Raw genomic sequence first — 20,367 nt, forward strand, 5'->3', positions numbered from 1 at the left:
GGCTCAGTGCATCAGGGTTTGCAGGCTGAACGGGTAGCGATAGGTCGTTGGCTTGCTCTTGGCCGAGAGCTTGTGAAAATTCACGCCGTAATCCTGCGACGCGCCCATCGCCAGCAATTGCCTGGCTTGTGCCCGATCAATCAGTTGCAACAGCGGAATCTGCCGGTCACGACCACCGTACTGACTGACGTCCACGCCCTGGTCGTAGTCATGCAACTGCACCACGGCCCACCCTCCAAGACTGAAATGCCCGCCCAGCAACACGCTCAATCGGTTGTCCAGCAGCGCCTGTAATGCGGCGGGAGAAGTGTTGATGGCGCCAAACAGCACACCCGTGCCCGGTTTTCCGCCAGTTTCGGAATATGCCTGCATGGCACCAAAGGCCATTTCGTCATTGGCAGACCAGACCAGTGAGGCCTGTGGGTAACGCTTGAACAACAATTTGGCCTGCTCGTAGGCTCGCTGATGGGTCCAGCCGCCATACACCAATTGCCGTAAACGCACTTCAGGGTGCTCGGCCAACGCCCGCATCATCCCTTTCTCACGCAACTGCGCGGCCGGCGTGATCTTCAGACCGGAAAAGGCCAGCAGTTCGATGAACTGACCGGGAGCGACCGGGCGGTGCAGGCGAATCAGCTCCTTGAGCATCAGGTAGCCGCCCTCCTCATCGTTGGGCACCAGGCTACCCAGCCAATCGGGGTATCTGTCGGGTTGCGAGCCGAGCAGCCTCATCTGGTCCGGGGTCGGGGCGTTGTTGACCATGAACAGCTTCACGCCACTGCCTTGAGCCAGGCGCAGAATTTCGGGAGCTACATACTGCTCGTTGACGAACACCAGATAGTCCGGACGGTCTGGCCCCTGCAAGACTTCGCGCGCGTGTTTGATGGTGGTTTCAGCCACCCGGTCGGAGTACAGAATGCGCAAATCCATGTCCAGGTCCTTCGCGGCGGCCTGCATGAACTGCGAGTAGCTGACCCAAAAATCTTCCCTGGTGGTTCCGGGATTCAGGAATGTCACCGACGCCGCATGGGCACACGGGCCCACGACCGCACCCAGCGCCAGTAATACACCACAGAGAAACTTCAACATTTGTCGTCCGAGCCCCGGAAATTCGCCGCGCATTATAGCCAGCGAACTCCCGTAAAACGGCGTTTATTCCGGTTTTTGTCCGACAATCGCCGGAACAGGCCCGGACGGGGTCGGTTATTGATGGCTGACCCAGAATACCGCTGTACCCACGACCAGAATGATCAGAAACAGAATCGCCCAAGCATCCGCTGTGCTATCGGGTTTTGTCGCTTTGGTAGGGTTGCTCATTGCATCGCCTCTTGTCGGTTTTATCGGTGATTGCATAAAGACTCGACCACAGTAAAGACGACGATTGCCCGCACTACAAATACGGGTTTAGTAATAACGGTTCTCGTTAGTCGTTTTGGTTCTTTACATATACTCAAACATCACTTTTGCGCATAACTACAAACTGGTATCTTGCCCCGGCTCCGTTGGGAGTGCGCGGCCGTGCGCGCAGAATTGCCGAGGCAGTATCGGAGACTTCAGCAAGCGAAAAACGCAGCTGGATCCGACCGGCCCAAGCCTGAGAACAGGACTTATATGTACGTATACGACGAGTACGATCAGCGGATCATCGAGGACCGCGTCAAGCAGTTCCGTGATCAGACCCGACGCTATCTGGCAGGCGAGCTGAGCGAAGAAGAATTCCGCCCCCTGCGCCTGCAAAATGGGCTTTATATCCAGCGCTTCGCGCCGATGTTGCGGGTTGCGGTGCCTTACGGCCAACTGACTTCGCGCCAGACGCGAATGATGGCCAAGATTGCCCGCGACTATGACAAGGGCTATGCCCACATCAGCACCCGGCAGAACGTGCAGTTCAACTGGCCGGCGCTGGAAGACATCCCGGACATCCTGGCTGAACTGGCTACCGTGCAGATGCACGCGATCCAGACCAGCGGCAACTGCCTGCGCAACGTCACCACCGACCAGTTCGCCGGTGTCGCTTTCGACGAGTTGATCGATCCGCGCCCGTGGTGCGAGATCGTCCGCCAATGGACCACGTTCCACCCTGAATTCGCTTACTTGCCCCGTAAGTTCAAGATCGCCATCAACGGTTCGACGTCCGACCGAGCGGCCATCGAAGTCCATGACATCGGCCTTGAGCCGGTGCACAACGCCGCTGGCGAGCTGGGCTTCCGTGTGCTGGTGGGTGGCGGTCTCGGCCGTACCCCGGTGGTTGGCGCGTTCATCAATGAGTTCCTGCCCTGGAAAGACCTGTTGAGCTACCTCGACGCCATCCTTCGGGTTTACAACCGCTACGGCCGTCGTGACAACAAGTACAAGGCGCGGATCAAGATTCTGGTCAAGGCGCTGACGCCTGAAGTGTTCGCGCAAAAAGTCGATGCGGAAATGGAACACCTTCGCGGTGGCCAAACCACATTGACCGAGGCCGAAGTGCATCGCGTTGCCAAACACTTCGTTGATCCAGAGTACAAGGCTCTGGATAACCAGACCCAGGCGCTGGCCGACCTTGATAAAGAACACCCGGGTTTCGCCCGCTGGCGTACCCGCAACACCCTGGCCCACAAAAAGCCGGGTTATGTGGCCGTTACGCTGTCCCTGAAGCCGACCGGTGTTGCACCGGGCGACATCACCGACAAGCAGCTCGATGCCGTTGCCGACCTGGCCGATCGTTACAGCTTCGGTCAGTTGCGCACTTCCCACGAGCAGAACATCATTCTGGCCGACGTTGAACAACAACAATTGTTCGCGATGTGGGGCGAACTGCGTGAGCAAGGTTTCGCCACGCCGAATATAGGCTTGCTGACCGATATCATCTGCTGTCCGGGGGGCGACTTCTGCTCCCTGGCCAACGCCAAGTCGATCCCGATCGCCGAGTCGATTCAGCGTCGTTTCGACAATCTGGATTACCTGTTCGACATCGGTGAACTGGACCTGAACATCTCAGGTTGCATGAACGCCTGCGGTCACCACCACGTCGGCCACATCGGCATCCTCGGGGTGGACAAGAAAGGCGAAGAGTTCTACCAGGTTTCCCTGGGTGGCAGTGGCAGTCGCGACGCCAGCCTGGGTAAAATCCTCGGCCCGTCCTTTGCCCAGGACGCCATGCCTGATGTCATCGAAAAGCTGATCAACGTGTACATCGAACAACGTACCGAAGACGAGCGTTTCATCGACACCTATCAGCGTATTGGCATCGACCTCTTCAAGGAGCGTGTCTATGCAGCGAATAATTAAGAACAACGAAGTCGTCGACGAAACCTGGCACTTGCTGCCCAAGGACTTCAACATCGACGAGATCAGCAACTGCGACGACTACATCGTCCCGTTGCAGCTGTGGCGCGAGCACAGCCGTATGCTCAAGGCCCGCGATGGCGGCCTGGGCGTGTGGCTGGATGCCGATGAAGAAGCTGAAGAGATCGGTGAAGACGTGGAGAATTTCCAGGTCATCGCCTTGAACTTCCCGGCCTTCACCGACGGCCGCAACTACTCCAACGCCCGCCTGCTGCGCGACCGTTATGGTTTCAAAGGCGAATTGCGGGCGATTGGCGACGTGCTGCGCGACCAGTTGTTCTACCTGCACCGCTGCGGTTTCGACGCGTTTGCAATCCGCGCTGATAAAGATCCGTACGAAGCCCTGGAAGGTCTCAAGGACTTCTCGGTGACGTATCAGGCTGCTACCGACGAACCGCTGCCGCTGTTCCGTCGCCGCTAAGTACGTGTAAAACAAAAAGCCCTGAATCGGAAATCCGGTTCAGGGCTTTTTTGTGTCCGGCGTCAACGATTACCGGATGATGCTTACCAGAAGCGTTGTTGGGTCAACCGGCTCCACCAGCTCAACAGCACCCGATCGACCGAACCGCTGGCCGCCATGCCGATGCGTTCCTGCAGGCTTTTGCGTTCGGCGTAGTGCAGGTGATAGAGCTCGGACTTCTTGGCGCGTTCGGCGAGGTACTCGTCGCTGGTCTTGAGTTCATCCACCAGTTGTTTGTCCAGTGCCGCGACGCCGAGCCAGATTTCACCCGTGGCCACTTCATCAATGGCCAGTTGCGGGCGATAGCGGGAAACAAAGTTCTTGAACAGCTGATGGGTGATGTCCAGGTCCTCCTGGAACTTCTCACGGCCCTTTTCGGTGTTTTCGCCAAACACCGTCAGGGTGCGCTTGTACTCACCGGCGGTCAGCACTTCAAAGTCGATGTCGTGCTTTTTCAGCAGGCGGTTGACGTTAGGCAACTGCGCCACAACACCGATCGAGCCGAGGATCGCGAACGGCGCGCTGATGATCTTCTCGCCGATGCACGCCATCATGTAGCCGCCGCTGGCCGCGACCTTGTCGATGCACACGGTCAAGGGCACACCGGCATCACGGATACGCGCCAGTTGCGAGGACGCCAGGCCGTAGCTGTGAACCATGCCACCACCGCTTTCCAGACGCAGCACCACTTCATCCTTGGGCGTGGCGAGGGTCAGCAGCGCGGTGATTTCATGGCGCAGGCTTTCAGTCGCCGATGCCCTGATGTCGCCGTCGAAATCCAGCACGAACACGCGCGGTTTGGCCTCGGTTTTTTTCTTTTGTTTTTTCTCGGTTTTAGCCTCTACCTTGCGCAAGGTCTTGAGCTGGTCCTTGTCGAGCAAGGTTTGCTCCAGGCGTTCGCGCAGCCCTTTGTAGAAATCATTGAGTTTGCTGACTTGCAACTGGCCGGCCGTTTTGCGTCGACCTTTGCTGCGCAATGCCGCAAAACTGGCCAGGACCACCAGAATGGCGATCACCAGTGTCACGGTCTTGGCCAGAAAAACGGCGTACTCGGCAAAAAACTCCACAGGGACTCCTTTAATACGATGCGCTGCAAAAACGCGCGCGGGATACCGCCAGCATACCCATGCACCGGCTCGGCGGCCAGCCGTGAAACCTCTGGCAACAGCCCTGTAACGGACATTTCAAACAAGCGTATGTTTTTTCATTGACAGCTCACCGTCATCCTCATAACCTCGCCGGACCTTCAACGTACCGGGATGACGCGGACGTGGGCAGTATCTATTTGATTCGACATGGCCAGGCCTCCTTTGGTGCAGACGACTATGACGTCCTGTCGCCGATCGGTGTTCGCCAGGCAGAAGTCCTCGGCCAGCACCTGGCCGGGCTGGGTATCAGCTTCGATCGCTGCCTCTCGGGCGACCTGCGCCGCCAGCAACACACGGCCAACAGCGCGCTGGAACAGTTCGCTGTCGTGGGTCTGCCGGTTCCGGTCCTGGAAACCGATTCCGCCTTCAATGAATTCGACGCCGATGCGGTGATCCGCGCGCTGCTGCCGGCCCTGTTGCCGGACGAACCCGAAGCGCTGCACATCCTGCGCAATGCGGTGCAAAACCGCGGTGAGTTCCAGCGTATCTTCGCCCTGATCATCGAACGCTGGCTCGCCGGCACCTACGACACACCGGGTCTGGAAAGCTGGCTGGGGTTTGTCGAACGCGTGCAAGCCGGTCTGCAGCGCATTCTCGAACAGGCCGACAACACACAGAAAATCGCCGTGTTCACCTCCGGCGGCACCATCACTGCCCTACTCCACCTCATTACGCAAATGCCGGCTAAGCAGGCGTTTGAACTGAACTGGCAAATCGTCAACACCTCGCTCAACCTGCTGAAGTTTCGCGGCCGCGAGGTGGCACTGTCTTCTTTCAACAGTCATGCGCACCTGCAACTGTTGAAAGCCCCGGAACTCATCACGTTTCGCTGAGTCCGGACTATTGTGACCCTGGCTGTATTCACACAGCTCTACTTACCCAAGAAAGGATCGAACCATGACCTCCGTAGCTGATGCCGTACAAGCAATGAAAGCCAAGTTCAACCCAGCCGCTGCTGCCGGTCTGGACTTGGTATTCGGTTTCCGCATCGACGACACCAAGAACTTCTCGCTGATCGTCAAGGACAGCACCTGCGAGCTCCAGGAAGGCGAGAACCCGGACGCCCAGGTGACGCTGGTGATGGACGGCGAAACCCTGGAAGGCATCGTCAGCGGCGAAACCGACGGCATGCAAGCATTCATGGGCGGCAAATTGCGCGCTGAAGGCGACATGATGCTGGCCATGAAACTGTCCGAGCTGTTCCCGGCCTGATCGCGTCGCTCCCGACCTTCGGGGGCACACTTGGCTGCAAACGAATCCCGCCCCTCGTGGCGGGATTCGTCGTTTTTCGCCAATGGAAACGGCCACCCGCGGATTTGCCGTCTATATTCCTTCTGGCCGCATGCGTCAGACATCGGCTGTTCAATCCGATTATTTTTGCGGAGAACATTGCATGAGCCCACCTGACGACCACGGCGGTTTCAACCGCCGACGTGTACTGCAAGGCCTGACGGCAGGTGCCGTTGGTGCCTGGATCAGCCCGTTAATCGCAGGGAGTAAAACCATGCCCGATGCCCCGGCCGACCTCATTCTGTACAACGGACGCTTGCACACCGTCGATCGCAAGAAACCCCAGGCCAGTGCTGTCGCGATCAAGGACGGACGCTTCGTGGTGGTCGGTAGCGATGCGCAGGCCATGGCCCTGCAAGGCCCAGGCACGCAGATCATCGACCTGCACGGTCGCACGGTGATCCCCGGTCTCAACGACTCGCACCTGCACCTGATCCGCGGGGGCCTCAATTACAACCTCGAACTGCGCTGGGAAGGCGTGCCGTCATTGGTCGATGCCTTGCGCATGCTCAAGGATCAGGCCGACCGCACACCAACGCCACAATGGGTGCGGGTGGTCGGTGGCTGGAACGAATTCCAGTTCGCCGAAAAACGCCTGCCAACCATTGACGAACTGAACAAGGCCGCACCCGACACCCCGGTGTTTGTCCTGCACCTCTACGACCGCGCCCTGCTCAATCGCGCTGCGTTGAAGGTGGTGGGTTATACCCGTGACACGCCGAACCCGCCGGGCGGAGAAATCCAGCGCGACGCCAATGGCGACCCAACGGGCATGTTGATCGCCCGTCCTAACGCGATGATTCTCTACTCAACTCTGGCCAAAGGGCCGACACTGCCACTGGAATACCAGGTCAACTCAACCCGCCAGTTCATGCGCGAACTCAATCGGCTCGGCGTCACAAGCGCCATCGACGCCGGCGGTGGTTATCAGAATTATCCGGACGACTATCAAGTCATCCAGCAACTGGCCAAAGACCAGCAGCTCACGGTTCGCATCGCCTACAACCTGTTCACCCAGAAACCGAAGGAAGAACTGACTGATTTCAAAAACTGGACCAGCACCTCTCACTACGGTCAGGGCGACGACTTCCTGCGACACAACGGCGCCGGGGAAATGCTGGTGTTCTCGGCGGCGGACTTCGAAGACTTCATCGAGCCACGCCCCGACCTGCCACAAACCATGGAGCAGGAACTGGAGCCGGTGGTGCGGCATCTGGTGGAACAACGCTGGCCATTCCGTTTGCACGCCACTTACAACGAATCCATCAGCCGCATGCTCGATGTGTTCGAGAAGGTCAACCGCGACATTCCTTTCGATGGATTGCCGTGGTTTTTCGACCACGCCGAAACCATTACTCCGCAGAACATTGAACGGGTAAAAGCACTCGGCGGCGGCATTGCGATTCAGGACAGGATGGCGTTCCAGGGTGAATACTTCGTCGACCGTTACGGGGCGAAGGCCGCTGAACACACGCCGCCGATTGCCCGAATGCTGGCCGAGGGTATTCCCGTCGGTGCCGGTACCGATGCCACGCGCGTGTCCAGCTACAACCCCTGGACTTCGTTGTATTGGCTGGTCAGCGGCCGCACCGTCGGTGGTCTGGAGCTGTACCCGCAAGGCTTGAGCCGCGACACCGCACTGGAACTCTTCACCCACGGCAGCGCCTGGTTTTCCTCCGAGCAAGGCAAGAAAGGCCAGATCAAGGTCGGGCAACTGGCAGACCTGATTGCGCTGTCGGCGGACTATTTCCACATCGAGGATGAAGCAATCAAATGGATCGAGTCGGTGCTGACCATTGTCGACGGCAAGATCGTCTATGGCGCCGTCGAGTTCGAAAAACTCGGGCCGCCCCCAGTGCCTGTGGTGCCTGAATGGTCGCCGGTCACCAAAGTACCGGGCCACTGGAAACCCTTGGCGCCACTGACCGCGCAGGTTCATCAATGTGTAGGGGCTTGCGCGGTGCATGCCCACAGTCATGAACGGGCGCGGTTGTCGTCAGCACCAGTCAGTGACTTTCAGGGGTTCTGGGGAGCGTTTGGCTGTTCGTGTTTTGCGTTTTGAACTGAAGCGGTCGGGGCGCCAGAACGGCCGCCCCTCGGGGCCGTCTTTCAGCGCCGAGCGTTCTCGGCAGCGTCGAGTTCACTGAATATTTTTCGATATTGCGTTTGGGGTACGCGCTCGCCTTCGATTTTTTCCGCGCTCAGTTTAGGGAGCATTTTCTGGCGAACTGCTATTGCTGAGATTGGTGCCGTGCCTGGTCACAGGACAGGTATTGAGATCACTGAGTCGAGCGGCTGGTTTCGCCATCGTCTACGTCCTTGTATGAGCCAGGGCGGCGGATTCACCCGACTTGCAACAACAGCGCCACCAACGCACTCCACCCGGTTTGATGACTGGCCCCCAGACCGAGCCCGGTTTCTCCATGAAAATACTCATGGAACAACACCAGGTCGCGGCTGGCGGGGTCCGCCTGCAACTGCGGATACCCCGCCATCGACGGCCGATTACCCTCTTCATCGCGAAGAACAAGCTTGGTCAGCCGCTGACTCAAGCTGTCGGCCACCTCGTCCAGTGAAGCCAGAAACCCCGATCCCGAAGGATATTCCACCGAGAAGTTCTGATCGTAATAGCGGTGAAATTCACGCAAGGATTCGATCAGCATGTAGTTGATCGGCATCCACACCGGCCCGCGCCAGTTGGAATTGCCGCCATACAGACGCGATTCGGATTCTGCCGGCTCGTAATGGGCACACAGTGCGTCACCGTTGATCCGTATGCCAAAGGCCATCTCGGCGAAGGCTTTTGACAGCGAACGGATACCGAATGGCGAGAGAAACTCGCCCTCGTCGAGCATGCGTTTGAGTAAGTCTTTGGTGCGCTCGCCCCGCAACAATGCCAACAGCATCCGGTTGCCTTCACCCGGTTCGGTCCAGCGCGAGACCAGGCTGGCAAGGTCCGGCCGGTGGCGCATAAAGCCGAACAAACGCTCACGCGATCCCGGCAACCCTTCGTGTTCGTGCTGCTCCAGCACTTGCACGGCGAACAGCGGCATCAGGCCGACGATCGAACGCAAGCGCAGCAGCTCGTTGACGCCGTCGGGACGGTGCAGCACGTCGTAGAAAAACCGGTCTTGTTCATCCCACAAGCCTTCGGCATCGGAGTCGACCCGATTGATGGCACCGGCGATGTACAGGAAGTGCTCGAAGAATTTCACCGCGATGTCGACGTACACGCTGTTGCGCTTGGCCAGTTCCAGAGCGATGCGCATCAGGTCCAGCGCATAGGCGGCGACCCACGCGGTGCCATCGGCCTGGTCCAGTTGGTAACCGGGCGGTAGCATCGCCGAGCGGTCGAACAGCGCGATGTTGTCCAGCCCGAGAAAACCACCCTGAAACAGGTTGCCGAAGCCTGCTGCTACATGAACTGGCTTACAATGCCCGCACTTTCCACACCGGCCGCCCCATGGACATCGATCTCGCCCGCACCTTTCTGGAAATCGTCCGCCACGGCAGCCTCGCCGCTGCCGCCGAAAAACTCCACGTCACCCAGACCGCGATCACCGCGCGTGTGCAGAAACTCGAGAGCCATCTGGGCAGCACGCTGTTCGTGCGTAATCGCGCCGGAGCCCGTCTGACACCGAACGGCGAGGCTTTTGTGGTCTACGCCAATCAACTGGTCGAGACATGGGAAGCAGCGCGCCGGGACTTGCCACTGCCCGAGGGTTACCACGACGTACTGCACATTGGTGGCGAGGTCAGTCTGTGTAACCCACTGATGCTCAGCTGGGCCGGCGAGCTGCGCGAGAAAATCCCCAGCCACGCCCTGCGCATGGAAATCCGTGACGGCGAAAACCTGCTGCGCCAACTGGAACTGGGGGTCCTGGATGCGGCGCTGGTCTATCAGCCCGAATATTGGCCGCGCCTGCAAGTCGAGCAGGTACTGGAGGAAAAGCTCATCCTCGTCCGTCTGGCCGGGCGCCCCGACCCTTACATTTACATCGACTGGGGCCCGGACTTCCGTCGCCAGCACGATGCTGCTCTGCCGGAAAAGGCCAAGGCTGCCCTGAGCTTCAACCTCGGCCCCCTGGCCTTGCAATACATTCTGGAAAACGGCGGCAGCGGCTACTTCCGCACACGGGTGGTCCAGAGTTACCTGGAAAACGGCCTGCTGGAGCAAGTGCCCAAATCCCCGGAATTCAGCTACCCGACCTATCTGGTTTATTCCCGCGACCGCGACTCGGCGACCCTGCAACGGGCCTTCGACCTGCTGCGCGAAGTCATCAAATCCGATGAAGACTGGTCGCAACGCTGGAACCCTCTGACCTGAGTGCGGTTTGCACCGGATCATGGCGCTTGTGCCATTCAGGTTCGGTCCGCCTGAAACGGCGGGATCGACTAATCTGCTGGTTATAACAATAACCACAGGTGAACGCAGTGAGGCAGACCACCGAAGCATTTCGCGCTCGTTATCGCGCCGACATTCATCCGCTCTATAACCCATGGCTGCACGGTGCTTTTGTGCTGCTGTTCGGGTTGCTGGCCATCGCCGGCTTCTGGAGCACCGTGCACCAGGTTCAGCCTCTGGAATGGCTGGCAGTGCCGCTGACCTTATTGTTTTTCAACTTCGGCGTGTACATGGTGCATCGCCACCTCGGGCATCACAAAAAGAGCTTCGCGCGGATGTTCTATGCCCGGCATGCCGGCGACCACCACAGCTTTTTCGCTCCCGGGCACATGACCTACTCCAGCGCCCGCGACTGGCGGGTAATCCTGTTTCCGGCGTGGCTGATCGTGTTGCACACGGTCGTCATCACTCTGCCCCTCTGGTGGTTGCTTGTGCAGTTCGATGCCAACGTCGCCGGGTTGTTCGGGGGCTGTCTGGTCCTCGGTTACCTGATGTATGAAGTGTTCCATGCCTGCGAGCACCTGCCACCCGAAAACCCGGTCACGCGTTTGCCGTGGATCCGCCAGATGCGCCGCCTGCATGAACTGCATCACCGCCGCGAGGTGATGCAGGAACGTAATTTCAACATCGTTTTCCCACTGATGGACTACCTGTTTGGCACCCTCTACTGGGAGCCGGAGCAGATCACCCCGCACCTGACGAGCACGCCCATGACCCGCATGCAGCATCAGATCGATATTGCTGGAAACCCGATTGCCGTGCTCGCCTACGCCAGCACCGTGACCCACTGGCCGCAGTGGCACCCCTCCTCCCTCAAGATCGATGGCCAGGGCGGTCCGCTGCATGCCGGGTCGCGATTCGAGGAAGACATTCGGGCCGGCGGGCGTGAGGGGCATTTGAGCTGGGTGGTCGACGAGTATTTGCCTGGACGCCGCTGGAGCGCTCGGGCCCGGGGCGATCATGGTCTGTCGCTGGTGGTCACTTACGAATGCGAGGCCGAAGGTGACGGCACGCGGTTTGTCCGCACCCTGGAGTATCGGTTCAGCGGTCTGGCGATGCGCATTGCCAATCGACTGCTGCTCAAGCGGCGCATCGATCATGAGTCGGCAGCGTCGATGCTGGCGTTACGCGAAATGGCGCAAAAACATTTGGCTTCGACAGGAGTCACGGCGTGAGTCGAACCGTCAAGTTTCGCCACTGGGTGTTGCTGGTGATCGTGGCCATCGCCGCGTTCCTGTTGTTGATGCCGACCAAGGTGCAACCGGTGGCCTGGACACCGTCGCCGGCGCCCTCCCTCACCAGTGGACTCTACGCCGACAACCTGCGCCTCAAAGGCGTGGAGCGCGTGGGTGCTGAGGGCATCGACGGGCCGGAAGCATTGCTGCTGGAGGATGACGTGCTCATCACCGGCTTGCACGACGGCCGCTTGATTCGCACCAGCCTCGACGGCAAGGTCACCAAGGTTCTAGCCGATACCGGCGGCAGGCCCTTGGGCCTGGCCCGCCACCCCAATGGCTTGCTGGTGATCGCCGACGGGGTCAAGGGCTTGCTGTCGCTGGACGCCCAGGGCCGGTTGATTCCATTGACCACCGCCGCCAACGGCGTGCCCTTCGGTTTCACCGACGACGTGGCCATCGACAAGTCCGGGCACTATGCCTATTTCAGTGATGCGTCCAGCCGCTTTGGTTACGGCAACGACGGCGAGGCGATCATCGAGCACGGCGGCGACGGTCGTTTGCTGCGTTATGACTTCCAGACCGGCAAAACGACGGTCCTGCTGGACAAGCTCGAATTCGCCAACGGCGTGACCCTGGGGCCAGACGATGCGTATGTGCTGGTCAATGAAACCGGTGCCTATCGCATCAGCCGCTACTGGCTGAGCGGGCCGAAAGCCGGCACCCACGATGTGTTCATCGACAACCTGCCGGGGTTACCGGACAACCTGGCGTTCAATGGTCGTGATCGTTTCTGGGTGGCGCTTTATTCACCGCGCAATGCGCTGCTTGATGCCACCGCCCCGCATCCATTTGTACGCAAAATAATTGTGCGGGCGATGACAGTGCTGCCCAAACCGGTGGAGAAGCGTGCATTTGCGTTGGGGCTGGACCTTCAGGGCAAGGTGATTGCCAATCTGCAGGATGGCAGCGGCGGTAACTATTCACCGATTACCACCGTTCGCGAGTATGGAGATTGGCTGTATTTGGGGTCATTAAAAGCCAAACACATGGCGCGATTGCCGCTAAGCAAGGCATTGCAATAAACCTGTGGGAGCGAGCCTGCTCGCGAAGAGGCCATGCCAGTCAACACTGATGGTGACTGATAAACCGCTATCGCGAGCAGGCTCACTCCCACAGGGGATTGTGGTGGGCCAACTCAGCGTGTGTCCATCTCGTCATCGCGTACCGCGTTGTCCGTTTCTTCCCGCGCGCGCTCCGGATCTATGGTGGTGATGTCATCGTCGTCCATCGGAATGGCACCTTCGTTATCCGGCAGTTCGTCGATGCCCGGTTCATCTTCCGGATTGATGGTGGTGCGGCCCGGACTCAAGGGTTCGGGGTGCGTCGGAATCGGGTCGTAACCGCCCTGTTCTTCGCTGGGGTACTTTTCTTTGCCGGGAAAGGTTGGATCAGTCATGGGGCACCTCGCATGGAGCCGTACATTCGGACTCTGATCATTCGAGGTGCCGGTATTTATCGCCGTTCCAATTATTGCGTCACCGATCGTCGGTGGCGACTCGGCACGTCAGGAGGGCGTCTGAAGTCGGTCAACGATCTGGTTCTTGACCTGCACGCGCTTCTCCTTGAGCTTCTTCAGGGCGTCATCGCTCGGCGCATCCGATTTGGCGGACTCAGCCTTTACCACCTCGGCGTCCGCTTGCGAATACTTGTTGATCAGTGAATCCAGTAATGGATCCTTGGTGCGTTTTTGCTGGATATCTTCCTTTGACAGTTTCAGGTCCTGATAAAGATCGTGTGGCACCGGCATGGAACACCTCCGTTTGTTGATCGGAGGCAAACGCGATCAATTGCGTTCACCAACTATCAGAATGGCCTCGGTTAGCCGGTTCTGTCGACCGCCTATCAGACCAGCGGTGTCCGTTCGTCGTCCTGTCGCAAATGCGATAAAACCTTTGTCCGCTCGTCAGTCTCCACAGATTAACGATCACCCGATCGCCCATGAAAACCTGTGTGGAGAATAACCAATGGACGGATTTACCCCGCGCCACCTGACTCTGGCCGTCGCCTTGAGCACCAGCATGGGCATGGCCTGCGCTGCCAGTTCCAATGACTTCGTCGATAAAGCAGCTGCGGGCGGCATCGCCGAAATCGAAACCAGCCGACTGGCCTTGGAAAAAAGCTCATCGGCGGACATCAAAGAGTTCGCCAACATGATGATCACCGATCATTCCACGGCCAACGATGAACTGGCAACGATAGCGAAAAAGAATGACATCGAGGTGCCGGACACCACGACGCTGGTCAAGCAGGCGAAAGAGAAAATACTCGACATGCGCGATGAGTCCTTCGATGCGGCCTATGCCAACAATCAGGTCAAGGCCCACGAAGAAACCATCGAGCTGTTCAAGAAGGAAGCCAACACGGTGACGGACGACAAAGTCAAAGGTGCCACGGAGTTGAAAGGTTTTGCGCAAAAAATGCTGCCCGGGCTGGAAAAGCATCTGGATATGGCGAAAAAACTCCAGGCTGCTCATCCGAGCAAATAACTCCAAAACAAAAAAGGCCGCATCAATGGATCGGGCCTTTTTGTTTGATCCAGATCTAACCGCCGTCGGTATCAATGTCGGCGTCGGTGTCATCACTTGGTTTCGGCCGGTCCGGATTCGGTTTGAAGCCCGGGCTGAACTCATTGTCGTTATCGGTGTGGCGGTTTTTCTGGTCGACCGCATCATCGGCACTTTCTGGCGCCGGGGTTTCTCCTTGGTGTTGACTGCCTGGTTCACCCGGAGCCTTGGGGTCAATCGCCGGATCATCTCTTTGGACCGGTGCCCCCGTTTGATCCTGCTCCTTCGTCATCGATGGTTCTTTCATAAGTACCTCATTCATCACGGCATGTGCGCGGCTGAAACAGTCGGCCTTGTAGATTCGAAGCCTTGCGGCACCCAACGTTCCATCAAATGGTTTATCGCACCTACAGGAGATGCCAGCGCCAACTAGAGTTCATAGGCGCCGCATGAAAAAAACCTGGCAGAACAACCAACTATTTCATACGGCAAATGTCACTGATTTGACCGGTCATTTTTTGGGGAACCGGACACACACTTCCAAGGAGTCAAGGCACATGGCGGCACTGCAAACCAGCACACTCGATGCGATGAAAAAAAACCAGACGCAACTGCTTGCCGAATGGACGAGCGGCCTCGAGGCCAGCGGTGCCACACGCAACCTTAAGGAGCAGGATCTACGGCAACAGACGTCAGAGTTTCTGCAACTGATCATCGCCGGCCTTGAACACGGTAACAGCCAGAACGTTGTGGCCCCCGGCTGGGATGAGATTCGTCAGTTCCTGGAAAAACTCTCCCACAGCCGCGCCCTGCTCGGCCAGGACTCGCACCAGACCGCCAGTTTCATCTTTGCGCTGAAAGGCCCGCTGTTTGTGCTGCTACAAAATCATTACCAGGACAATCCAGCACTGCTGGCCGAGCAACTATGGGAAATCTCTGAATTGCTCGATGCTCTGGGCATGCACACCATCCGCACCTTCCAGAAGTCCCGCGAAGCAGTGATCAAGCGCCAGCAGGAAGACTTGCTGGAGTTGTCTACCCCGGTGGTCAAGTTGTGGGATGGCGTGTTGGCACTGCCGATGATCGGCACCCTTGATTCGCAACGTACCCAGGTCGTCATGGAGTCGCTGTTACAGCGCATTGTCGACACCGGTTCGGAAATCGCCATTATCGACATCACCGGCGTGCCGACCGTCGACACCCTGGTGGCCCAGCACCTGCTCAAAACGGTGACTGCGATTCGCTTGATGGGCGCCGATTGCATCATCAGTGGCGTGCGCCCGCAGATCGCCCAGACCATCGTGCACCTGGGGCTGGACCTGCAAGGCGTGGTGACCAAAGCCAATTTGGCCGATGCCCTGAAACTGGCCCTGACCCGGCTGGGATTGACTGTCAGCAAGGCGGACTGAGCCGATGGAGCGCATTCCGATTCTGCAAATGGGCGACTTCCTGCTGGTGACCATTCAGGTCGACATGCATGACCAGTTGGCCCTGACCCTTCAGGATGACCTGTCCGAGCGCATCAGCAGGACCTCGGCACGCGGTGTGCTGATTGATATCTCCGCGCTGGACATGGTCGATTCGTTCATCGGCCGAATGATCGGAACCATCTCCGGGCTGTCGAAAATCATGGATGCCCAGACTGTGCTGGTGGGGATGCAACCCGCGGTTGCGATCACGCTGGTGGAGCTTGGCCTGACCCTGCCCGGCGTCAGCACCGCGCTGAACGTCGAGCGAGGGATGAAACTGTTGCGGGACCGAGTACGCGAACAATGACCGTGTGCAGCAGCGGCACTCACCCGATTCACATTGAGCAGGACGTGGTGCTGGCCCGGCAGCTGGCGCGCAAGCTGGCCACCGAGTGCGGCATGCGCCTGATCGACCTCACCAAACTGGTGACCGCCGTCAGCGAGCTGGCGCGCAACACCATGGTGTATGGCGGTGGTGGCGACATGGACTGGCAGATCCTCGACGAAAACGCGCGCACCGGCCTGCGCCTGACCTTCCGTGACGAAGGCCCTGGCATTCCCGACATCAAACTCGCGATGACCGACGGCTGGACCTCCGGCACCGGCCTCGGGCTGGGCCTGACCGGTGCCAAGCGGCTGGTGGAAGAGTTCGAACTCGATACCGCGCCCGGCAAAGGCACTCGCATAACGATCACCCGATGGACATGAACATTGGCGGTTCAATGACGCAAGTGCTGCCGATCGAAGACAGCAGCCAGATCGGTCATGCGCGACGCATCGCGCAGAAACTGGCGGAAGAACATGGCTTCGACGCGACCGATGCCGGACGGGTGGCGCTGGTGGCCACCGAACTGGCCAGCAATATTCTCAAGCATGCCACTCGGGGCGAACTGCACCTGAGGGTCTTGCCGCGCCGGTCCGGCGCGGGCATTGAGATGCTCGCCGTTGACCGCGCTAACGGCTTCGATTTACAGGCGTGCCTGACCGATGGGTTTTCCACTGGTGGCACCCAGGGCATCGGGCTGGGCGCGGTGTCGCGCCAGACTGAAGTGTTCGATGTGTATGCCGACTCACGGGGCGCTGTGTTGCTGGCCCGGTTGTATCCGCGCAGCGACAAGGCCCCGGATCGACGAATCGGCGTCAGCCAACATTCTTTGGGTAATGACCCCGCCTGCGGCGATGTCTGGCATCTGGCGTTTGACGGACAACGCATCAGCGCCCTGGTGATCGACGGCCTGGGGCATGGAGAAGAAGCCAAACGTGCGGCCCGCGCCGGTGAGAAAACCTTCGCCCTGTCGCCGTTTGCCTCACCGCTGCTGTTGCTCGAGGACATTCATCACGCCATGACCGGCACCCGTGGTGGTGCCCTGGCCATCGCGCAGTTCGACGGCGACAGCGACGCACTGAGATTCGTCGGCATCGGCAACATTGGTGCCTGCCTGATTGCCCCGGACAAATCCCGCGGCCTGGCCTCCCACCCCGGCATCGTCGGCGGACAGTATCGAAAGGCGCACCCCTTTGACTATGCTCAAGTGAACGGACATTTACTGATCATGTACAGCGACGGCCTGCAGTCCCGTTGGAACCTGCAAGATTACCCCGGCCTGGTGCATCGCCATCCCGCCGTGATTGCCACCATTTTGCATCGCGACTTCTGCCGTGGACGGGACGATGTCACGGTGCTGGTCATTGCTCTGGAGGCAGCCCATGGCTGAGACACCCATGAGTCAGATTGACGAGCAAGCTGCGCTGATCGTCCAGTTGCAGGGCGAAGCCAATGCCCTGCGCGAAGAACTGAATGAAACCAACCAGGGCGTCCTGGCGCTGTACGCCGAGCTCGACACCCAGGCCGAACAGTTGCGCCAGGCCTCAGACCTCAAAAGCCGTTTTCTGTCGTACATGAGCCATGAGTTCCGCACGCCACTGGGTTCGATCCTGAGCATTACCGGTCTGCTGACCGATGAGCTCGACGGTCCCTTGAGCCCCGAGCAGCATAAGCAGGTGGCCTTCGTCAGTGGTGCCGCGCGCGAGCTGAGCGACATGGTCGACGACCTGCTGGACCTGGCGAAGATCGAAGCCGGACGCATCACCATTTCACCGGCCTGGTTCGACATGTTCGACCTGTTCGCCGCCCTGCGCGGCATGTTTCGACCGATTGTCGATGCCAGCGCCGTGGACCTGATTTTCGAAGAGCCGGTTGGCCTGCCCAGGCTGTACACCGACGACAAGAAACTTGCGCAGATCCTGCGCAATTTCATTTCCAACTCACTGAAGTACACCACCCGTGGGGAAGTTCGTGTTTCGGCGCAGCTGGAAAACAGCTCCCACGTGCGGTTCGCCGTCAGCGACACCGGAATAGGTATCGCCCCGGAGCTACATGGCGCATTGTTCGAAGACTTCTCTCAAGTCGACTCACCGTTGCAAAAACGCCTTCGCGGAACCGGGCTCGGACTGTCCTTGTGCAAACGCTTCGCGGCGCTGCTGGGCGGCGAAGTCGGGGTTCAGAGTACGCCAGGCACGGGTTCGACCTTTTTTGTGATCATCCCGCTGGCCATCGCCATGGAGCCTGCCGATGAAGCGTGACATTCGTTTGCTGATCGTCGACGACAACGTCGTCACTCGCTACGCCCTGCGCCGGCGCCTGGAGCGCCACGGCTACGAAGTGCTCGAAGCCGGCACCGGCAGCGAAGGCTTGGTGTTGATCGAGAGCGTCGCGATCGACGCGCTGATTCTTGACGTCAACCTGCCGGACATGAGCGGTTTCGACATCGTGCGCAAACTGCGCTCCGAAAGCACCACTGCCCTGCTGCCGGTGATTCACGTGTCCGCAGCCTCGATCCAGACCGGTGACATCATCACCGGTCTTGACGCTGGCGCCGATGCCTACCTGATTCACCCCGTGGACCCGGATGTGCTGCTGGCGACCCTGCGCACCCTGCTGCGGGTGCGTGAAACCGAAAACGCACTGCGCGAAAGCGAGGCGCGGTTTCGGGAGATCTTTGTCAATGTGTCGGCGCCCATCGCGGTGCTGGACGCCGAACTGAAAGTGCACGAATGCAACCATGCCTTCGCGCAGCTGATACAGGACAACCTCGACCCGGACGCCCTGCGCGAGTGCTTCGCCGAGGACCAGAGCACCGTGATCGAAGAACTGCGCCTGCGCCTGGCCTACGGCGAGCGCTGGAAAGGCACGTTGGCCATGCGGGCCCACGGTGCGGTGCGCGAAACCGAATGGCAAATTTCTCCCTACCGCACCCCGGAATTGAGCCTGGTGTTCGTCGAGGATGTCACCGAACACCGTCACCGCGAACGCTCGCACCTGGCCCGCCTTGACGATGCGACTACCCAACTGGCCAAAGAAGTCGCCGAGCGCGTGCGTACCGAAGCCCAGCTGTTGCAAGTGCAGAAGATGGATGCGCTGGGCAAGCTGACAGGAGGCATCGCCCACGACTTCAATAACTTGCTGACTGGCATCATCACCAGCCTGGAACTGATTCAGAAACGGATCGCCGCCTCGCGCACCGACAAGGTCCAGTTTTACGCCGAAGCAGCGTTGAACTCAGCCATGAGCGCCGCGTCCCTGACCCATCGCCTGCTCGCCTTTGCGCGCCAACAGCCACTCGATACCCGGCCCGTGGACATCAACGAGCACGTGCGTTCCCTTGAGGAACTGCTGGTGCGCACCATCGGCGAGCGCATTTCCCTGAAACTGGAATTGACCTCTAAAGCCGCCATCGCCCTGGTCGACCCGATTCAACTCGAAAGTGCCATGCTCAACCTGGTGATCAACGCCCGCGATGCGTTGCCCCAGGGCGGCAACATTTGGGTCAGCACCTATGCCGCCTATTCCCACGGCGACCCCAATCTGGCCGATGGCGCGTATGTCGCGTTATCGGTCCGCGATGACGGCACCGGTATCGAACACAGTGTGATCGACAAAGTGTTCGACCCGTTCTTCACCACCAAACCGCTGGGCCAGGGCACCGGGCTGGGGTTATCGACCATCTATGGTTTCGCCCGGCAATCGGGGGGTGATGCGCACATCCGCAGCGTCGCCCGGCGCGGTACCGAAGTCACCATCATGCTGCCGGCCAGTTCCGACCCCATGGCTGGCGAAGTCGAGTCGCCGACCGTGGATTGCCAGGGTGCCGGCGAGCACGTATTGATCGTTGAGGACATGCCGTCGGTGCGCATGTTCGTGGCCGAAGTGTTGGTGGATGCCGGGTACCGCTGCACTCAGGTGGGCGACATCGAAACGGCCCTTGAGCGCTTGCAGAACGACGAGTCCATCGACCTGTTGCTGACGGACGTCGGGCTGCCCCGCATGAGCGGTCGCGAGTTGGCGGATGTTGCGCGCGGCTGGCGCCAGAAATTGCCGATCCTGTTCATGACCGGTTACGCCGAAACCGCGATCAATCGCCAGGTGTTCCTCGGCGACAGGATGGAGATGCTGATCAAGCCGTTCCAGATCAATGAATTGCTGGACAAGGTTCGGCGCACGCTCCACGGCACCTGACCAATCGCCA

20 protein-coding genes and 1 pseudogene are annotated in these 20,367 nt (G+C 59.4%); 15 read left to right on the forward strand and 6 right to left on the reverse strand.

The annotated features are described in order from the left end of the window. Positions 1 to 3: 3 nt before the first annotated feature. A complete protein-coding gene (locus tag FQ185_RS18760; RefSeq protein ID WP_149418718.1) occupies positions 4 to 1,089 on the reverse strand; it encodes an ABC transporter substrate-binding protein in 1,086 nt (361 codons plus the stop codon). A gap of 522 nt (positions 1,090 to 1,611) precedes the next feature. Between FQ185_RS18760 and FQ185_RS18765 the strand changes: the two genes are divergently transcribed. After that, entirely contained in the window at positions 1,612 to 3,270 is a 1,659-nt protein-coding gene (locus tag FQ185_RS18765; protein WP_149418719.1) for a nitrite/sulfite reductase, read from the forward strand. Next, positions 3,254 to 3,748 carry a DUF934 domain-containing protein gene (locus tag FQ185_RS18770; protein WP_149418720.1) on the forward strand — a complete coding sequence of 165 codons (495 nt, stop codon included), beginning with the start codon at positions 3,254 to 3,256 and terminating at the stop codon, positions 3,746 to 3,748. The genes FQ185_RS18765 and FQ185_RS18770 overlap by 17 nt, the downstream gene beginning before the upstream one ends. Positions 3,749 to 3,831: 83 nt before the next feature. Here FQ185_RS18770 and sohB read toward each other — a convergent pair whose 3' ends face one another. Beyond that, a complete protein-coding gene (gene sohB, locus FQ185_RS18775) occupies positions 3,832 to 4,854 on the reverse strand; it encodes a protease SohB (RefSeq protein ID WP_149418721.1) in 1,023 nt (340 codons plus the stop codon). Positions 4,855 to 5,057: 203 nt separating this feature from the next. Here sohB and FQ185_RS18780 point away from each other — a divergent pair, with 203 nt between their 5' ends. The 3 genes from FQ185_RS18780 (at position 5,058) to FQ185_RS18790 (ending at position 8,287) form a co-directional block, all read left to right on the forward strand. After that, positions 5,058 to 5,768, forward strand: coding sequence for a histidine phosphatase family protein (locus FQ185_RS18780; RefSeq protein ID WP_149418722.1), 711 nt, complete (start codon positions 5,058 to 5,060; stop codon positions 5,766 to 5,768). Between the two features lie 64 nt (positions 5,769 to 5,832). After that, positions 5,833 to 6,147, forward strand: a complete 315-nt coding sequence (locus FQ185_RS18785) for an SCP2 sterol-binding domain-containing protein (protein WP_008154977.1) — start codon at positions 5,833 to 5,835, stop codon at positions 6,145 to 6,147. 292 nt (positions 6,148 to 6,439) lie between these two features. Then, complete coding sequence (locus tag FQ185_RS18790; protein WP_149418880.1) at positions 6,440 to 8,287, forward strand: amidohydrolase; 1,848 nt, start codon at positions 6,440 to 6,442, stop codon at positions 8,285 to 8,287. Positions 8,288 to 8,567: 280 nt separating this feature from the next. Here FQ185_RS18790 and FQ185_RS18795 read toward each other — a convergent pair. Beyond that, a pseudogene (locus FQ185_RS18795) lies at positions 8,568 to 9,626 on the reverse strand (glucosidase); the annotation flags it as partial. A gap of 62 nt (positions 9,627 to 9,688) precedes the next feature. On the opposite strand from FQ185_RS18795, the gene FQ185_RS18800 reads away from it, so the two are divergent. From FQ185_RS18800 to FQ185_RS18810, 3 genes are all read left to right on the forward strand, one after another. Then, the gene (locus tag FQ185_RS18800) at positions 9,689 to 10,552 is read left to right on the forward strand and encodes a LysR family transcriptional regulator (protein ID WP_149418723.1); all 864 of its coding nucleotides are present in this window, start codon (positions 9,689 to 9,691) and stop codon (positions 10,550 to 10,552) included. 107 nt (positions 10,553 to 10,659) lie between these two features. After that, positions 10,660 to 11,805 carry an SRPBCC family protein gene (locus FQ185_RS18805; RefSeq protein ID WP_149418724.1) on the forward strand — a complete coding sequence of 382 codons (1,146 nt, stop codon included), beginning with the start codon at positions 10,660 to 10,662 and terminating at the stop codon, positions 11,803 to 11,805. Further along, positions 11,802 to 12,890 carry an SMP-30/gluconolactonase/LRE family protein gene (locus FQ185_RS18810; protein ID WP_149418725.1) on the forward strand — a complete coding sequence of 363 codons (1,089 nt, stop codon included), beginning with the start codon at positions 11,802 to 11,804 and terminating at the stop codon, positions 12,888 to 12,890. The genes FQ185_RS18805 and FQ185_RS18810 overlap by 4 nt, the downstream gene beginning before the upstream one ends. Positions 12,891 to 13,003: 113 nt before the next feature. Here the strand turns inward: FQ185_RS18810 and FQ185_RS18820 are convergent, their stop codons facing one another. Together FQ185_RS18820 and FQ185_RS18825 are read right to left on the reverse strand one after the other, a co-directional pair. Continuing rightward, complete coding sequence (locus tag FQ185_RS18820; RefSeq protein WP_149418727.1) at positions 13,004 to 13,264, reverse strand: hypothetical protein; 261 nt, start codon at positions 13,262 to 13,264, stop codon at positions 13,004 to 13,006. A gap of 108 nt (positions 13,265 to 13,372) precedes the next feature. After that, positions 13,373 to 13,615, reverse strand: coding sequence for a DUF465 domain-containing protein (locus FQ185_RS18825; protein ID WP_149418728.1), 243 nt, complete (start codon positions 13,613 to 13,615; stop codon positions 13,373 to 13,375). Between the two features lie 217 nt (positions 13,616 to 13,832). On the opposite strand from FQ185_RS18825, the gene FQ185_RS18830 reads away from it, so the two are divergent. Continuing rightward, complete coding sequence (locus tag FQ185_RS18830; RefSeq protein WP_149418729.1) at positions 13,833 to 14,354, forward strand: DUF4142 domain-containing protein; 522 nt, start codon at positions 13,833 to 13,835, stop codon at positions 14,352 to 14,354. Positions 14,355 to 14,409: 55 nt separating this feature from the next. On the opposite strand, the gene FQ185_RS18835 is transcribed toward FQ185_RS18830, so the two are convergent. After that, a complete protein-coding gene (locus tag FQ185_RS18835) occupies positions 14,410 to 14,679 on the reverse strand; it encodes a hypothetical protein (RefSeq protein ID WP_149418730.1) in 270 nt (89 codons plus the stop codon). A 250-nt stretch (positions 14,680 to 14,929) separates the two neighbouring features. Between FQ185_RS18835 and FQ185_RS18840 the strand changes: the two genes are divergently transcribed. Genes FQ185_RS18840 through FQ185_RS18865 form a run of 6 tightly spaced genes read left to right on the forward strand, consistent with a single transcriptional unit; the run spans position 14,930 to position 20,357 of the window. Beyond that, positions 14,930 to 15,781, forward strand: coding sequence for an STAS domain-containing protein (locus FQ185_RS18840; protein ID WP_149418731.1), 852 nt, complete (start codon positions 14,930 to 14,932; stop codon positions 15,779 to 15,781). Between the two features lie 4 nt (positions 15,782 to 15,785). Next, on the forward strand, positions 15,786 to 16,148 hold the full coding sequence (locus FQ185_RS18845) for an STAS domain-containing protein (protein WP_149418732.1): 363 nt from the start codon (positions 15,786 to 15,788) through the stop codon (positions 16,146 to 16,148). Beyond that, complete coding sequence (locus FQ185_RS18850; protein WP_149418733.1) at positions 16,145 to 16,549, forward strand: anti-sigma regulatory factor; 405 nt, start codon at positions 16,145 to 16,147, stop codon at positions 16,547 to 16,549. Before FQ185_RS18845 ends, FQ185_RS18850 begins: the two co-directional genes overlap by 4 nt. Further along, positions 16,546 to 17,556: an ATP-binding protein gene (locus tag FQ185_RS18855; protein ID WP_149418881.1), complete on the forward strand. Its 1,011-nt coding sequence runs from the start codon at positions 16,546 to 16,548 to the stop codon at positions 17,554 to 17,556. The genes FQ185_RS18850 and FQ185_RS18855 overlap by 4 nt, the downstream gene beginning before the upstream one ends. Beyond that, positions 17,549 to 18,424 carry a sensor histidine kinase KdpD gene (locus tag FQ185_RS18860; protein WP_149418734.1) on the forward strand — a complete coding sequence of 292 codons (876 nt, stop codon included), beginning with the start codon at positions 17,549 to 17,551 and terminating at the stop codon, positions 18,422 to 18,424. The genes FQ185_RS18855 and FQ185_RS18860 overlap by 8 nt, the downstream gene beginning before the upstream one ends. Continuing rightward, entirely contained in the window at positions 18,414 to 20,357 is a 1,944-nt protein-coding gene (locus tag FQ185_RS18865; protein ID WP_149418735.1) for a response regulator, read from the forward strand. The genes FQ185_RS18860 and FQ185_RS18865 overlap by 11 nt, the downstream gene beginning before the upstream one ends. Positions 20,358 to 20,367 lie beyond the last annotated feature (10 nt).

The organism is Pseudomonas sp. ANT_H12B (assembly GCF_008369325.1).
Classification (GTDB): Bacteria; Pseudomonadota; Gammaproteobacteria; order Pseudomonadales; family Pseudomonadaceae; genus Aquipseudomonas.